Origin of the sequence: Streptomyces sp. NPDC014727, assembly GCF_043083485.1 — a bacterium.
GTDB lineage: Bacteria > Actinomycetota > Actinomycetes > Streptomycetales > Streptomycetaceae > Streptomyces.
Map to the genome: position 1 here is coordinate 177,471 of NZ_JBIBYR010000010.1, position 15,245 is coordinate 192,715.

The 15,245-nt window shown below is 72.7% G+C and carries 9 protein-coding genes; 4 read left to right on the top strand and 5 right to left on the bottom strand.

Features of this window, described 5'->3' with window-relative positions; all coding sequences use genetic code 11:
• Window positions 1–6: 6 nt before the first annotated feature.
• From ACF1B9_RS18210 to mce, 5 genes are all read right to left on the bottom strand, one after another.
• Window positions 7–786: an ABC transporter permease subunit gene (locus ACF1B9_RS18210; RefSeq protein WP_391741851.1), complete on the bottom strand. Its 780-nt coding sequence runs from the start codon at window positions 784–786 to the stop codon at window positions 7–9.
• A 5-nt stretch (window positions 787–791) separates the two neighbouring features.
• Window positions 792–1,841 (bottom strand): ABC transporter ATP-binding protein, encoded by a 1,050-nt coding sequence (locus tag ACF1B9_RS18215; protein ID WP_391741852.1) that lies wholly within the window; start codon window positions 1,839–1,841, stop codon window positions 792–794.
• A 129-nt stretch (window positions 1,842–1,970) separates the two neighbouring features.
• On the bottom strand, window positions 1,971–2,909 hold the full coding sequence (locus ACF1B9_RS18220; protein WP_391741853.1) for a cellulose-binding protein: 939 nt from the start codon (window positions 2,907–2,909) through the stop codon (window positions 1,971–1,973).
• Window positions 2,910–3,093: 184 nt separating this feature from the next.
• Window positions 3,094–6,921 (bottom strand): polarized growth protein Scy, encoded by a 3,828-nt coding sequence (gene scy, locus ACF1B9_RS18225; RefSeq protein WP_391741854.1) that lies wholly within the window; start codon window positions 6,919–6,921, stop codon window positions 3,094–3,096.
• A 203-nt stretch (window positions 6,922–7,124) separates the two neighbouring features.
• Window positions 7,125–7,553 carry a methylmalonyl-CoA epimerase gene (gene mce / locus ACF1B9_RS18230; RefSeq protein ID WP_391741855.1) on the bottom strand — a complete coding sequence of 143 codons (429 nt, stop codon included), beginning with the start codon at window positions 7,551–7,553 and terminating at the stop codon, window positions 7,125–7,127.
• A gap of 135 nt (window positions 7,554–7,688) precedes the next feature.
• Here mce and ACF1B9_RS18235 point away from each other — a divergent pair, with 135 nt between their 5' ends.
• The 4 genes from ACF1B9_RS18235 to ACF1B9_RS18250 all read left to right on the top strand — a co-directional run bounded on the left by ACF1B9_RS18235 (window position 7,689) and on the right by ACF1B9_RS18250 (window position 14,983).
• Window positions 7,689–8,888 carry an acetyl-CoA C-acetyltransferase gene (locus tag ACF1B9_RS18235; RefSeq protein ID WP_391741856.1) on the top strand — a complete coding sequence of 400 codons (1,200 nt, stop codon included), beginning with the start codon at window positions 7,689–7,691 and terminating at the stop codon, window positions 8,886–8,888.
• Window positions 8,889–8,961: 73 nt separating this feature from the next.
• A complete protein-coding gene (meaB, locus tag ACF1B9_RS18240; RefSeq protein ID WP_376213694.1) occupies window positions 8,962–9,918 on the top strand; it encodes a methylmalonyl Co-A mutase-associated GTPase MeaB in 957 nt (318 codons plus the stop codon).
• Window positions 9,919–10,173: 255 nt separating this feature from the next.
• Window positions 10,174–12,645 (top strand): protein kinase, encoded by a 2,472-nt coding sequence (locus ACF1B9_RS18245; protein WP_391741857.1) that lies wholly within the window; start codon window positions 10,174–10,176, stop codon window positions 12,643–12,645.
• A gap of 31 nt (window positions 12,646–12,676) precedes the next feature.
• A complete protein-coding gene (locus ACF1B9_RS18250; protein ID WP_391741858.1) occupies window positions 12,677–14,983 on the top strand; it encodes a protein kinase in 2,307 nt (768 codons plus the stop codon).
• Window positions 14,984–15,245: the final 262 nt, after the last annotated feature.

A 15,245-nucleotide genomic window follows, 5' to 3' on the forward strand; every position in this document is an offset into this window, starting at 1 on the left:
CACCCCTCACGCGTCCCGCGTCTTCAGCACGAGGTAGCCGCCGACCAGTGCGGCCGCCACCCAGGCGAGCAGAATGCCGAACCCGCCCCACGGTCCGTACGGGGCCGGATTGCTGTTCATGGCGTCGGGCACCACCTGCATGATCTTGGACCCGGCCTGGTCGGGGAAGTAGCGGGCGACCTTCTTCGCGCCCGGTACCGCCGACAGGATCTGGGAGACCAGGAAGAAGAACGGCATCAGAATGCCGAGCGACAGCATGGAGCTGCGGAGCATCGTCGCCACGCCCATGGAGAAGATCCCGATCAGGCCCATGTAGAGGCCACCGCCGACGACCGCGCGCAACACGTGTTCCGCACCGATGTCCGTGCGGTGATCGCCGAGGAGCGCCTGCCCGAGAAAGAACGAGACGAAGCTGGTGACGATGCCGACCACCAGGGCCAGCACCCCGGCCACGGCGACCTTGCTGAAGAGGAACGACCCGCGTTGGGGCACGGCGGCCAGCGAGGTACGGATCATGCCCGAGCTGTACTCCGTACCGACCACCAGCACGCCGAAGACGACCATGGCCAGCTGGCCGAGGACCATCCCGGAGGAGCTGATGAGCGTCGGGTCGAAGGTGGCCCTCTCCATCGGGGGAAGGTCCTTGAACTGTGCGTTCATCAGGGCACAGAGCGCCGCACTCATCGCGACGGTGACGACGAACGCGGAGATCAGGGTCCAGACGGTCGAGGAGACCGTGCGGATCTTGGTCCATTCGGAGGTGAGGACCGCGGGTACCGATGCCATCGTCGTCACACCCCCTTGCCGGTGCCGGAGATGCCGGAGATGTCGGAGGTGCCGCGTGAGCCCGGCGCGACGTGCCCGGCACCCCCGATGGGTGTCCGCCGGTCGTACTGATCGCCCCAGTGCGGGCCCACGGGCGGTGCCTCGCCGAGGTCCGAGTGCGCGTGGTACTCCACGGAATCCGCCGTCATCTGCATGAACGCTTCCTCCAGCGACGCCCGCTGGGAGCTCAGCTCGTGGAGCACGATCTGATGCCGGGCGGCGAGCTCGCCCAGCGCCTCGGTGGTGGCGCCGTCGATCTCCAACGTGCCGCCGCCCGTCTCGACCACGACCATGCCCTCCTCGTGCAGCACATCGCGCAGCCGCTCCTGCTGCGGGGAGCGCAGCCGTACGTAACTGCGCGAGTTCTGGTGGATGAAATCGGCCATCGAGGTGTCGGCGAGCAGCCGTCCCTGGCCGATCACGATCAAGTGGTCCGCGGTGAGTGCCATTTCGCTCATCAGATGCGAGGAGACGAAGATCGTCCGGCCCTCCGCGGCGAGCGCCTTCATCAGATTGCGGATCCAGTGGATGCCCTCGGGGTCGAGGCCGTTGACGGGCTCGTCGAAGAGCAGCACCTGAGGGTCGCCGAGCAGCGCCGCCGCGATGCCGAGCCGCTGGCCCATGCCGAGGGAGAAGCCCTTGGACTTCTTCTTCGCCACCGCGCTCAGACCCACGGTGTCCAGCACCTCCGCGACCCGGCTCTCCGGGATGCGGTTGCTCTGCGCGAGGCAGAGCAGATTGTTGTACGCGCTGCGCCCGCCGTGCATCGACTTGGCGTCCAGCAGCGCACCGATGTACTTGAGGGGTTCCGTCAGGTCGCGGTAGTGCTTGCCGTCGATGCGCACCGAACCACTGGTCGGGTTGTCGAGATCGAGCATCATCCGCATCGTCGTGGATTTGCCCGCCCCGTTGGGGCCCAGAAAGCCCGTCACCATTCCTGGCCCGACCCGGCACGAGAGCCGGTCGACGGCGACCTTGTTGCCGAAGCGCTTGGTGAGACCATCGAGCTCGATCATGCGTTCACGCTAGAACGGCCGCGCGCCCGGCGCCACCACAAGGGCGGAACCGGGCGCGCAAGGAGTACCAGTGCGGTACTGCGGAGTCGGCCGGACTGCTGAGTGGTCAGCGAGTCCGTGCCGGGTAGCTCAGCGGGTCTGCTGAGCCGGGACGCCGCGGGTGGCCGGCTCGTCGTCGGCCGGGGCGCCGGCGGCGGCCACCGCCGCACCGGTCAGCGTCGCCAGCATCTCGCGGACGTTGGTCAGCTGGGCGTTGATCGAGTCGCGGCGGTTGGTGAGCGCCGCCAGCTCGCGCTCCGACTCGCTGCGGATCCGGTCGGCCTTCGCGTTCGCGTCCGCCACGATGTCCTCGGACTGGCGCTGCGCGGTCTCCACCGTCTGACGGGCCCGGCGCTCGGCGTCCGTACGGAGCTTCTCGGCCTCCAGGCGGAGCTGCTCGGCGCGGTGCTCGATCTCGGCGAGGCGCTTCTCGGCCTTGGCCTGACGGGACGCGAGGTCGCGCTCCGACTGGTCGCGGCGCTTGGCCAGGTTGGTCTCGAAGTCCGCGGCGGCCTGAGCGGCCTTGGCACGGGTCTCCTCGAAGAGGGCGTCCGCCTCCTCGCGCTTCTGCGCGGCGTCCTTCTGGGCCTCCGTACGCAGCGCGCCGGCCTCACCCTTGGCCTTCTCGACGATGCGCACGCCCTCGTCCTCGGCCTTCGCCTTGCGCTCGGCTGCGAACGACTCGGCGTCGTTGCGCACCTGCTGGGCGGCCGACTCGGCGAGCTCACGGTGCTGCTCGGCGGCGCGACGGGCCTCCTCGCGCAGGTCCTTCGCCTCCTCCTCGGCCAGGCGGAGAATCTTCTCCACGCGTGCGCCGAGGCCGGCGTACGACGGCTCCGCGTCGTTCACCTGCGCCTGGGCGTTCTGCGTCTCGAGGTGGAGCTCCTCGATGCGCTTTTCCAGAGACGTGATGCGGGCGAGAGCACTATCACGATCGGCGACGAGCTTGGTAATGCGGTCATCCACCTGACCGCGGTCGTATCCACGTCGCACGAGCTCGAAGCCGAAGGGGGAGGAAGGGTCGCTCATGAGGTTCCTGTCGAATGAGACCGGTGAGGTGTTAGGGGGAATCCTAGGGGCCCGGACGGCGTGTCATCGAGTGGATGCCCGTTTGATCTGGAGAATGACACCCCTTTTGAGTGGCTGACCCCCGCAACTCTTGCCACTTTGAGGGTTGAACGTCCTTGACGAAGCACGGGAGATGACAGGACGGCTACCCCTCTGACGACTTGCCACTCGAACGAGTACCGGCCGCGGCCCCGGCTTTGACGCCGCCTGCGGCGCCGCTGCCCGAGCCCTTGCCGCCCGTCGGCGTCTCGAACGACTCCAACGCCTCCAGTACGTCCTGGACTCGGGAGATCTCGGTGTTGATGTCCTCGCGCCGACGCACCAGCAGATCGAGCTCGCGCTTGCCCTCGTCGACCATGCGCTTCGCCTCCGCCTCGGCGTCGGCCCGCAGCTTCTCGGCCTCGCGGACCAGCGTGGCCTTCTTCTGCTCGGCCTCCTTCAGCAGCGACTCGGCCCGCTTCACCGCCGCGATCCGGACCTTGCTCGCCTCCGAATTCGCTTCCGCCAGCAGCTCCTTGGCCTTGGCCGCCGCCTCGTCGCGCTGCTCCGTCGCCGCCTTCATCAGGTTGTCGACGCGCTCGCCCGCCGTCTTCATCTGCTCGGAGGTCTCCCGCCGGGCCCGGTCGTGCAGCTCCTCGATCTCGCCCTCGATCCGGGTCCTGAGCTCCTCGGCCCGTTCCCGGATGGCCGTGGAGTCCCGGCGCGCGCCGACCAACAGCTCGTCCGCGTCCGTACGGGCGCGCTCCACCAGGGAGTTGCCCTCGACGGTCGCCTCCGAGGTGATCCGCACGGCCTCCTTGCGGGCCGCGCCGACCATCGTGTCGGCCTGCTCCTCGGCCTCGGTGGCAGCGCGCAGCGCCTCCTCCTGGGCCTTGTTGACGAGCTGGTCGGCCTGCTCGGCCGCATCGGCACGGCGCTTCGCCGCGGCCTCCCGCGCCTCGTCCAGCAGCCGGTCCGCCTCCTGACGGGCCTCGGCCCGCATCTGCTCGGCCGCCGCCTCCGCCTCGGCACGCACCCGTTCCGACTCCTCGCGGGTACGGGCCGCGTGCTCCTGCGCCGAAGCGACGGTGGCCGCCGCCTCCGCGCGCATCCGCTCGGCCTCGTCCGCGGCCTCGTCCGCCACCCGGGCCGCCTGCTGCGTCGCCTCCTCGACGAGCCGGCCGGCCTGCTGCGTCGACTCCGTACGGATCCGCTCGGCCTCGCTCGTCGCCTCGCCCACCAGCCGGTCGGCCTGGGCCGCCGCGTCGGAACGCATCCGGTTGGCGTCCTCGCGGGCCTCGGCCCGGCTGCGCGCCGCGTCCTGCTCGGCCGAGGCCAGTGCGTCGGACGCCTCGGTGCGCATCCGCTGGCTGTACTCCGCGGTGTCCGCGCGCAGCCGCTCCGACTCGCTGATCGCCTCGGCGACGGTCCGCTCGGCCATCGCCTTCGCGGCCTCGGACTCCTCCTGCGCCTCCCGGCGGACCCGGGCCGCGTCCTCGCCGGCCCGCTCCCGCTCCGCGTGCGCGTCGGCGCGGACCCGGTCCGCCTCCTCCTGCGCCTCGGACTTCGTCCGCTCCGCGACGTGCTCGGCGGTGGAGCGCAGCCCGGCGATCTCCTCCTCGGCCTGCTCCTGCAGCCCGCTGACCGAATCCCGTACCTGCTGGGCGGTCTGCTCGGCCGTGGAGACCAGCTCCGTCGCCCGGCTGTCCGCCTCCTCGACCAGGCGCTGCGCCTCGGCCTGCGCCTCCTCGACCCGCTTGCGGGCGGAGGCGAGGAGCTCCTCGCTCTGTTCGCGGGCGCGCTCGCGCTCCTGGTTCGCCTCGGTGCGTGCTCCGTCGAGGGTCTCCTCGGCCTCCCGGCGGCGGCGGTTGGCCTCCTCCTGAGCGGCGGCCAGTGCCTCGGCGGCCTCCGCGCCCACGCGCTCCGCGGCCGCGGCGGCCTCGGACCGCACCCGGTCGGCGCTCTCCTGCGCCTCGGACTTGAGCCGTTCCGCCTCGGCGGCCGCCTCGCCGCGCAGCCGCACGGCGGTCGACTCGCCCTCCGCCCGCGATCGCGACGCGTCCGCCGCGGCCTCGTCGCGCAGCCGCTCCGCCTCGGTCTCGGCCTGCTCCCGCAGCGCCCGCAGCCGCTCTGCGGCCTCCGCGCGCAGCCGCTCGGACTCCTCGTTCGTCTCACGCCGGATGCGCTCCGCCTCGGCGCGCGCGTCGGTGAGCGTCTGCTCGGCGGTGGTGACCCTGGTCTCGGCCTCGGAGTGCAGCCGGGCCAGCTCCTCGGCCGCCTCCGCCTTCCGGGCCGCGACCGCACGCTCGGTCTCCTCGCGCAGCTCCTGCGCGGCCTGTTCGGCCCCGGCGGTGGTGGACCGGGCCTGCTCCTCGGACTCGCTGCGCAGCTGCTCGGCCTCGGCGCGTGCGCGTTCCAGCGCCTCCTCGGCCTGCTTGCGCAGCGCGCCCGCCCGCTCGGCCGCCTCGTTACGGACCCGCTCGCTCTCGGTGGACGCGGCGCCGCGCAGCTCCTCCGCGTCCGTCTTCGCCTTGGACAGCAGCTCCTCGGCGGACTTCGCGCCCTCCTCGATCTGCTGCACGGCCTCGCGACGGGCCTCGCCGCGGATCCGCTCGCCCTCGGCGACGGCCTCGGAGCGCAGCTGCTCGGCCTCGCCGCGCAGCCTGCGCGCCTCCTCCTGCAGCTCGACCGTCTTGGCCCGGTACTCCTTGGTGTCGTCCTTGGCCGCGCCCTTGAGCTGATCGGCCTGCTCGGCGGCCTCGCCGCGCAGCCGGTCCGCCTCGGCCTCCGCCTCACGGCGGATCCGGTCGGCCTCCTCGCTCGCCGCGCGGGTGGTGGACTTCGCGTCCTCGGACGCCTTGGTCAGCACCTCCTCGGCGGCCCTGGCGGCCTTGGCGAGCTGGGCCGCGGCGTCCTCGGCGGCAGCCGTGCGGGCCTTCTCGGCCGCCTCGGACTTCAGCCGGTCCGCCTCGGCGCGGGCATCGGCGAGCGCCTGCTCGGCCTCCGCCTTGAGGTTCTCGGTGTCCTTGGTGGCCTCGCCGACCAGCCGGGCGATCTCCGACTTGGCGGTACGGGTGCGCTGCTCGTTCTGCGACTCGGCGGCGGCCAGCCGCTTGACGGCCGCCTCCTTCGCCTCGGCGGTGACCTTCTCGGCCTCCAGCCGGGCCTCCCGCAGCCGGGTCTCGGCCTCCTGCATGCGCTGCTCGGCGGCCCGGTTCAACTCGGCGGTCTGCTGCCGGGTCTGCTCGGTCTCGGCCGTCGTCGACGAACGCAGCCGCTCGGCGTGGCTGGTGGCCTCCTGGGCCTGGCTGGAGGCGGCGCTCAGCAGCCGCTCGGCGTCCTTGCGGGCCCGCAGCAGGATCGACTCGGCCTCGGCACGGGCCGACTCCGCCTCGGAACCGAGCCGCTGCCGGGTCTCCTCGGCCAGCCGGCCCGCCTCGGCGCGGGCGGCCGCCAGGGACTGTTCGGCCTCGGCCCTGGACTCCTCCAGCAGCCGGCGCGCCTGGGACTCCGTCCGGGCCCTGAGCTGCTCGGCCCAGGCGACGTTCTCGTTGACGTGGGACTCGACGGTCTGGCGGCGCTCGGCCAGCTCCTGGTCGAGCTGCTGGCGCCGCTGCACGGCCTCGTTGTGCAGCTCGGCCTGGAGCCGCGCCTGGTGCTCGGCGTGCTCCTGCAGGATCCGCTGCGTCTGCGCACGGGCGTCGCGGAGCTCCCGCTCGGCGTCGGTCCGCAACTGCTCGGCCTGGATCTGGGCATTACGGAGCAGCTGTTCGGCCTGGTAGCCGATGTCCGCGCTGTCGTAGGCGGGACGGGTCGCGAGATTGCGCCGAGCCTCGTGCAGCTTGGCGCGCAAGACCTCGACCTGGTAACCGAGGTCCTCGGCGTGCTGGACGGCCTTCTCCCGGTCGGTCTTCAGCCGGTCCATCTCGGCCTCGAACCGCGAGAGATGGTCGTCGCCAGCTCGGTGGCTCTCCTGGCGTTCGTAGCCCCGCACTGCGCGGTCCCATCCTTCCCCGAGCTCTCAACTTCGTTCGAGCAGGGGAGACCCCAACCCTGGTCGCAACTCTCCAACGAGTACCGTTCGCCGACGAACGGTCCCCCGGGGAATGGTGACAGATCAACGGCTGGGGACGCGGCGCGGCCCCGACCCGGCCCCGGCCCGGAACGGCCCACTCTACCGGGCCGGGTATCCGGAGGTCAGTGCTCAGCTGCGGACGTGACCAGTTCGGTGAGGACGCCGTGGCAGTCCTTGGGGTGCAGAAAGGTGATGCGTGACCCCATGGACCCGGTCCGGGGCTCGTCGTAGAGCACCCTGACCCCCTTCTCCCGGATGTCCGCCGCGTCGGCGTCGACGTCCGCGGTGCCGAAGGCGATGTGATGGACGCCCTCCCCGTTCTTCGTCAGCCACTTGCCCACGGCCGAGTCCTCCCGCGTCGGCTCCAGGAGCTGGAGGTAGGAAGCGCCGCCGTCGGACGTATCGTTGATCTTGAGCATGGCCTCCCGCACGCCCTGCTCCTCGTTGATCTCGGAATGGAACACCTCGAACCCGTAGGTCGAGCGGTAGAACTCGACGGTCGCGTCGAGGTCGTAACAGGCGATCCCGATGTGGTCGATTCGCGTCAGCATGCAACCAGTGCAGCGCTCAGCCGATGGTTACGCAACGTGCGCGCGATCACACCCGCTGCCGGATGACGGGTGAGGTACCGCTCAGTACATTCATGTAAACCCTCGTTCACTCCTCATCCCAAGGGGCTGCCCCTCATGTCAGGAACGACAGGTACCACCTCAGTGATCGTCGCGGGCGCGCGTACGCCCATGGGCCGCCTCCTCGGCTCGCTGAAGAGCTTCTCCGGGGCCGACCTCGGCGGTATCGCCATCAAGGCCGCGCTGGACCGGGCCGGTATCGGCGGCGACCAGGTCGAGTACGTGATCATGGGCCAGGTGCTGCAGGCCGGCGCGGGCCAGATCCCGGCCCGCCAGGCCGCGGTCAAGGCGGGCATTCCGATGAACGTCCCCGCGCTCACCGTCAACAAGGTGTGTCTGTCCGGGCTCGACGCGATCGCGCTCGCCGACCAGTTGATCCGTGCGGGTGAGTTCGACGTCGTCGTCGCCGGCGGCCAGGAGTCCATGACGAACGCCCCGCACCTGCTCCCGAAGTCCCGCGAGGGCTACAAGTACGGCGCGATCGAGATGCTCGACTCCATGGCGTACGACGGTCTGACCGACGCCTACGAGAACATCCCGATGGGCGAGTCCACCGAGAAGCACAACACCCGCCTGGGCCTGTCCCGCGCCGATCAGGACGAGATCGGCGCCCTCTCCCACCAGCGCGCCGCCGCCGCCCAGAAGAACGGGCTCTTCGAGGCCGAGATCACCCCGGTCGAGATCCCGCAGCGCAAGGGCGACCCGGTCCTCTTCTCCAAGGACGAGGGCATCCGCCCGGAGACGACCGCGGAGTCCCTCGGCAAGCTGCGCCCGGCCTTCACCAAGGACGGCACGATCACCGCGGGCACCTCCTCGCAGATCTCGGACGGAGCCGCCGCGGTCGTCGTCATGAGCAAGGCCAAGGCCGAGGAACTGGGCCTGGAGTGGATCGCCGAGATCGGCGCCCACGGCAATGTGGCGGGCCCGGACAACTCGCTCCAGTCGCAGCCGTCCAACGCCATCGAGCACGCCCTGAAGAAGGACGGGCTGGAGGTGGCGGACCTCGACCTCATCGAGATCAACGAGGCGTTCGCGGCGGTCGCCGTCCAGTCGATGAAGGACCTCGGCGTCACCCCGGACAAGGTGAACGTCAACGGTGGTGCCATCGCGCTGGGTCACCCGATCGGCATGTCCGGTGCCCGGGTGGTGCTGCACCTGGCGCTGGAGCTGAAGCGGCGTGGCGGCGGCACCGGTGCGGCGGCGCTGTGCGGCGGCGGCGGGCAGGGCGACGCACTGATCATCCGCGTCCCCAAGTAGGCAGGAACGGCGGCGGCAGGCCGTACGTAGTACGTAGTGCACGTGGAACACGCAGCGAGCGAACGGAGCGGTGATGGTGGACGTCCCCACCCTGGTCGAGCAGGCCCGTGCGGGCAGGCCGCGGGCCGTGGCCCGGCTCATCTCCCTGGTGGAGGGGGCGTCGCCGCAGCTGCGCGAGGTGATGGCGGCCCTGGCGCCGCTGACGGGCAACGCCTATGTCGTCGGCCTCACCGGTTCACCCGGTGTCGGCAAGTCGACATCGACGTCGGCTCTGGTCTCCGCCTACCGGAGGGCGGGCAAGCGGGTCGGCGTCCTGGCCGTCGACCCGTCCTCCCCGTTCTCCGGCGGGGCGCTCCTCGGTGACCGGGTCCGGATGTCGGAGCACGCCTCCGACCCCGGCGTCTACATCCGCTCGATGGCGACGCGCGGGCATCTGGGCGGCCTGGCCTGGTCGGCACCGCAGGCGATCCGGGTACTGGACGCGGCGGGCTGCGAGGTCATCCTGGTGGAGACGGTCGGTGTCGGTCAGTCGGAGGTGGAGATCGCCTCGCAGGCCGACACCTCCGTCGTCCTGCTGGCGCCCGGCATGGGTGACGGCATCCAGGCGGCGAAGGCCGGAATCCTGGAGATCGGCGACGTGTACGTCGTCAACAAGGCCGACCGGGACGGCGCGGACGCCACCGCGCGCGAGCTCAACCACATGCTGGGCCTCGGTGAGTCCCGGGGGCCCGGCGACTGGCGGCCGCCGATCGTGAAGACGGTCGCCGCCCGGGGCGAGGGCATCGACGAGGTCGTCGAGGCCCTGGAGAAGCACCGGGCGTGGATGGAGGAGCACGGGGTGCTCGCCGAGCGGCGCACGGCGCGTGCGGCCCGCGAGGTCGAGACGATCGCCGTCACCCGTCTGCGCGAGCGGATCGGTGATCTGCACGGCGACCGCCACATCGGCGCGCTCGCCGAACGCATCGTGGCGGGGAGCCTCGACCCGTACGCGGCGGCGGACGAACTGGTCGCGGGGCTCACCGAGGCCTGACGGCGCCGACCGGGCGGTTTCGGGGGCGGCGTGCGGGCCGGCTCCCGGACCGCCCGGACGCATGCGCCCGGTGCCGCGGAACCAGAGCGTCACTCCTCCCCGCCCGCCGTCACCGACGTATCGGCAGGTGTGGTCCCGGCGTGCGCGTTCCGTCATGTCCGGCGCTGCGGCTCATGACGTGTCCGTGGCAGGATTGCGGCCGGATGCGCGCGCGGGGTGTCAGCGTTCCGTGCGTACCGACGGGGGGAGTGGCGCATGCTGGGTCCGCTGCGGGAGGACTCGCCCGGACGGATCGGGCCCTACGCGATACGGGCCCGGCTCGGCGCGGGCGGCATGGGGGAGGTCTTCCTCGGCTCCCCGGAGGGCGGCGGCGACGCGGTCGCCGTCAAGACGGTCCGCCGTGACGTGGCCAAGGACCCCGGCTTCCGCGACCGCTTCCGCCGCGAGATCACCGTCGCCCGGTCCGTCGACGGCCCCCATCTGGCCCCGCTGCTCGACGGGGACGCGGACGCCGAGGTGCCCTGGCTCGCCACCGGATACGTGGCCGGACCGACCCTGTCCGCCGCCGTGCGCGGGGCGGGCGCGATGGACGAGGCCGAGGTGCGGATGCTCGGCGCCGGACTCGCCCGCGCGCTGACGGCCGTCCACGCGGCCGGGATCGTCCACCGCGATGTGAAGCCCGGCAACGTGATGCTCGCCGCGGACGGGCCGCGCCTCATCGACTTCGGGATCGCCCGCGACGCCGGTGCCACCCCGCTCACCACCACCGGCCGCATGGTCGGCAGCCCGGCCTTCATGTCCCCGGAGCACGTGGCGGGCAGCGGACGCGTCGTCCCCGCGTCCGACGTGTTCTCTCTCGCCTCCGTGCTCTGCTACGCCGTCACCGGACGCGACCCCTTCGGGGACGGCCCGGTGGCGGCCGTGCTCTACCGGGTCAAGTACGTCGAGGCCGATCTGGACGGGGTGCCCGAGGCGCTGCGTGCCGTGCTGGCGGAGTGTCTGACCGCCGACCCCGCCGCCCGCCCCACCGCCGCGGAACTCGCCCGGCGGCTCGCCCCCGGCGCGGCCGGGCGGTGGCCGAAGGAGGTGGCGCGGCACATCGCCGAGCACGAGCGCGAACTGGACCGGGTCGTCGCGCTGGACGGCCCGCTGCTGCCGGGCTACACACCGACCGAGGTGGCCGCCGGGCGTCACGTCGAGCCCCATCAACTGCCCACTCAGGGCACCGACTTCACTCCGGGCCTGCACATCGCCCCCACCCGGGGCCCCGGCCTCACCCGGCCCCCGCGCCGCTCCCGGCGCGCCCTGGGGGCGGCCCTCGCCGCGCTGATCCTGCTGGGGGCGGCCACCGGGGGCATTCTGGCCTGGCGCAACGACCACCGCGCCCCCGACGCGGCTTCCCCCCGAGGCGGTTCGTCCACGCCCGCCCGGATCGTGGCGGGCGTGGACGAGAACGGCGGCCCGGACGGCTCGGGCACGGTCCCCTACGGCCGAGGTGTCCGCCCGACGGGGTGGTCGAAGCCGTGGAAGGGCAGGTTCAGCGGATCCCCGGTCGGCTGCTCCGCGGGTCGCGACGTCGTGGTCTGCCGGAAGACGGACGGCACGTACGAGGCGCTGTCGGCGGCGGACGGTCACCGGCTGTGGACGCTGGACGCGGGGGAGACCACCCGCTCGGCGGGCTGGGGGCCCCGGGGCCAGTTCTTCATGCCGGCCGGGTCCACCCGCCCCACGGTGTACGACGACACCGTCCTGCTCGCCGCGGGCGACCGGCTGCAGTCGCTGGACGCCCGTACCGGGACGGTCCGCTGGACAGCCCGGTCCGGCGGGGCGCACGACCTGGACAGCGCGCCACTCGTCGTCGGCGACATGGTCTTCGCCTCCACCACACCGACGCCCGAGGGTGCGGCCCTCGCCGCGTACGACCTGAGGACCGGCGCCGAGAAATGGCGCAAGCCGCTGGCCCCTCAGGCCGTCTCCCACGCCCAGCAGGGCAACTTCTGGCCGGTCGCCACCGATGGCGAGGTGGTGTACGCGGTCGGTGAGGACGCGCCGAAGGCGTTCCGGCCGAAGGACGGCACGCTGCTGGGCACCGCCGGCGGCGAGGCCGTGCAGGAGGCTGTCGAGCGCAACACGGGCTGCGGGGGCCTGCGGGTACGTGACGGATCCGCCTTCTGCGCGACGTACGTCTCCAGCGACGATCCTTCGGGCTCCGGCGACGACATGCACCTGCTGCGGTTCTCGGCGGGAACCCTCAAGACGCTGGGCCGGGTCCCGGTGGACCCCGCGCTCGTCGCCGAGGCGACGCTCACCGCGCTCGACGACCGGGTGATCACATTCCGCAGGAGTGGCGAAGGGGTGCCCGACGAGCTCGTCGTCGTGAGCCGTGACGGGGGCCGGACCCTCGGCAGGTTCCCGCTCGGCGGGAAACAGGCGCGAGGCATGAGCAACCCGGTGTCCGACCCGTTGATCGTCGAGAACACGCTGGTCTGGGCCGACAGCACGGCCTTGTACACGGTCCCGATCCGCCGGGACGGCACGCTGGGGTCCCCGGCGCGGACCCGGATTCCGGGCGCCCCCGGCCCGAGCCGGACACCGACGTACGACTCCGTCACCGAGGGCGTCGACCTGGAGCGGGAACTGCTCGACCCACAGGTGCTGCCGGTCGGCGGCGTCGTCCATGTCGTGTACGACGACGGGACCACCGTCTCCGTACCGCTGCCCGAGTGAACCGTCCGACGATCTGCGCAGGAGCCGCGCGGTGATCGAGCCGCTTCCACCCGGCCGGGCCCGGCTGATCGGCCCGTACCAGCTTCTCGGTCTGCTGGGCGCGGGCGGCATGGGCGAGGTGTACCTGGCCCGGCCGGCCGGTGCGCGGGACCCGCTCGGCGGGCTGGTCGCGCTGAAGACCGTACGCCCGGATCTCGATCTGGACGACGGCTTCCGGATCCGCTTCCGCCGCGAGATCGACGCGGCGGGCGCCGTCCGCAGTCCGCACACCGCGGCTCTCGTCGGCGGCGACGCGAGCGGCCGGCTGCCCTGGCTGGCGACGGAGTACGTCCCGGGCCCCTCGCTCGCCGAGGCGGTGACCCGTGGCGGACCGCTGCCCGAGCAGCTGGTGCGCGAGGTGGGCGCGGGTCTCTCCCGCGCGCTCGCCGACATGCACGCCGTACGCGTCCTGCACCGCGACCTCAAGCCGGGGAACGTGCTGCTCGGCGCCGACGGTCCGAAGGTGATCGACTTCGGGATCGCCCAGGCCTTCGACGCCACCCAGCTGACCCGGACGGGTGTCGTGGTGGGCAGCCCCGGCTACATCTCACCCGAGCATGTCAACGGCTCACGCGCGCTCGTACCGGCCTCCGACGTGTTCTGCCTCGGCGCGGTGCTCGCCTTCGCGGCGACCGGCCGGGGGCCCTTCGACGACTTCGACATGGCGGCCGTGATCTTCCGGATCTCCCGAGGAGAATCCGAACTGTCCGGCGTGCCACCGCGGTTGCGAGCGGTGATCGAGGCATGCCTGCGTACGGACGCCGAGGCCAGGCCGACCCCTCGGCAGCTCGTCGGCCTGCTGCTGCCGCAGGAGCAGCCGGGCGGCCCGGTGGCCGGAACGTTCCCCTGGACGGAAGCGGTACGGGGTCAGCTCGCCGCGCACGCGGCCGGGGCCCGTGCCTGCGCGGAGGCGGACTCGCCGTCGGCCGCCGCACCGGCGGTGCCGTTCCACTCCCCGGACCCCGTCGGGCCCGCGCTGGCACCGACGCCCGTCGTGCCCGCGGCGGTACCGGGTGACGGACGGGGGAACAGGGGGCTGTGGATCGGGCTCGCGGCAGCGGCCACGGCGGTGTGCGCGGTGCTGGGGACGGTACTGCTGCCGGGTCTCTTCGGCGGCGGTGGCGGCGACGGCGCGGGCGGAACCGACGGTTCAGGCGCGCGGCCGACCGTCTCCGCCTCCGAGGCGGCGCGGACCGCGGCGGGGCCCGCTGTCGTTCCCGGCGCGGACGCGGGTCACACCGGCGATTTCGGGACAGCCGCCGCCGACGCCTCCACCAGGCCCGCGGGCTGGCAGCCCTGGCACGTCAGGATCGCGGCCGGCCGGGTGCGGTGCGTACTCGCGGACACCTCCCTGGTCTGCGGCGGCCCGGAGCGCATCACCGTGCTGCACGCCGCGAACGGCAAGCGGCGCTGGCAGACCCGGCCCGGGAGGGCGGGCAGCGGGCCCGCCTCGGTGGCCGCGGTGATCGGCAGCACCGTGTACGCCTTCGAGGACGGCGCCCTGGTGGCGCTGGACCTCGCCGACGGCGCCGAGAAGTGGCGGGACTCGTCGGCCGGCGACGCACGGGTGGCCGACTCCGTCCAGTCCGGCGGCGTCCTCTACTACGCCGCGAAGTCCGCGGGCACCGGTAGCGGCCGGATCATCGCCCATCGGCTCACCGGCAAGCACGCCCGGCTGTGGGAGAAGCCGTGGGACGACCCGGCCGGCGAAGCGGAACTGGTCTTCGCCGACGGCCGGCTGGTCGTGGCCGGCGACGGCATCACCGTCCTGAAGGGCGCGGACGGCGCCGGGCTGGGGGCTGTCGCGGCAGGCGACGTGACCTGCCGCATGCCGGTTCTGAAAGGGGCGGAGCTGCTCTGCTCGGGCCCGGACGGGCTGACGGTCGTCGAGGTGACGGCCCCGCACGACCGCCGGACGATCGCCGATGGTCTCGACGTCGCCTACCGGCCCGCCGTCACCCGGGACGGCACGGTCGTGGTGAGCACCCGGCACCGGGTGTACGCGTTCGGGCTCGCCGACGGACGGCAGATCTGGGCGACACCCGATGCGGTCGACCACTCGGGCGCGCCGGTCGTCGTCGGCGACCGCGCCTGCCTCGTCACCCCCGACGGCTATCTGGAGTCCTACGACTTGGCCCCCGAGGGGCAGGGCGGCCCGGCCAACACCAAGCGATATGACGGCTGGCCGGAACACCCCGCCCCCGAGGCCGACCCCGGGGCCGTCTCCCTTCTGGTGAAGGGAGACGTGGTGTTCGTGGGCATGGACCAGGGCACCGTCCTCTCCGGGTACGCGCCCTGACGACTCCCAGCGCACCGGCGACCGGATTCCGGCGGCGGTGTCGGTGCCCGAATCGGTGGGTTCGAAGTGACCGGCTCCCGTGGGCAGTCGGCGCGAGAAGGCGGTGCACGGTTCGAGCTGTGGCTGCCGAGCGCCGACTGAACGCCGTCTCGCGGCGGTTCACGTCCTGAGCGGCGTACGGCCGCCATTTCGCCGCGGGTCACCTTGCGGGCAGTGCGGGGCCGCCTCGTCGCCGTCTCGTTCCGAGCCGTGCGAGACCGCC